This window comes from Psychrobacter sp. Pi2-52 (assembly GCF_904846705.1).
Lineage (GTDB): Bacteria > Pseudomonadota > Gammaproteobacteria > Pseudomonadales > Moraxellaceae > Psychrobacter.
Genome location: NZ_CAJHBS010000063.1, coordinates 1 through 745 on the forward strand (window position 1 = coordinate 1; position 745 = coordinate 745).

Annotated in this window: 2 pseudogenes; both read right to left on the minus strand. The window is 43.8% G+C overall.

What is annotated here, in order from left to right:
• Positions 1-110: 110 nt before the first annotated feature.
• Positions 111-338: pseudogene (locus JMY00_RS13715) on the minus strand (transposase); the annotation flags it as partial.
• A 110-nt stretch (positions 339-448) separates the two neighbouring features.
• Positions 449-679: pseudogene (locus JMY00_RS13720) on the minus strand (transposase); the annotation flags it as partial.
• Between the last annotated feature and the right edge of the window lie 66 nt (positions 680-745).

Here is a 745-nt window from a genome sequence, read left to right on the forward strand (position 1 = left end):
TGGCGATACTACGAAAGTGTTTAAGCCTTGCAAACATATTTTCAACAAGATGACGCAGCTTGTACAAATAGCTATCAAACTCTGGATTAGGCTGTTTGGCATTCTTCCTTTTAGGAAATATTATGGCTGCGAGCTTTGTCTCTGATACACTCTGAGTCATAGCCTTTATCAGCGATAAAGTAATCTGCCTGTCCAATCATCTCAATCAATTCACCTGCAATTTGACTGTCGTGGACGTCACCCCCAGTGATTTTAAAATGGAGCGGATATCCATCGGCATCACAGGATAGGTGTATCTTTGTAGTTGCTCCGCCACGGCTTTGTCCAATTGCTCGCTCTTCACCACGCCGAGCTCCACTTGCATGCTGATGACAGCGAACATAGCTTCCGTCTGTGAATACCCATTCCGTATCAACTTCTGCTCAAAAGCCAAAAAAAAATCCGCCCATAAGCCAGTTTTCGACCAGCGGTTGAAACGACTATAGGCTGTTTTCCACGAACATAATTCTTCAGGTATGTCACGCCAAGGCGCCCCTGTGCGTAGTTTCCACAGTATGGCTTCCATGATCTCTCGGCTGTTTTGAGTTTGATAGCAGCCGTACTTTATAATCGTCGATTGCAATTGATCCCAAAGCGTATCTGTTAATGCTTTTCTTGCCATAACTTGTATTTCTCGCATCGACTCAATAGATGCGGTATTGTAACTATTATTTAGGGCTTATCCAATTGAAGACATGCCCTAGTA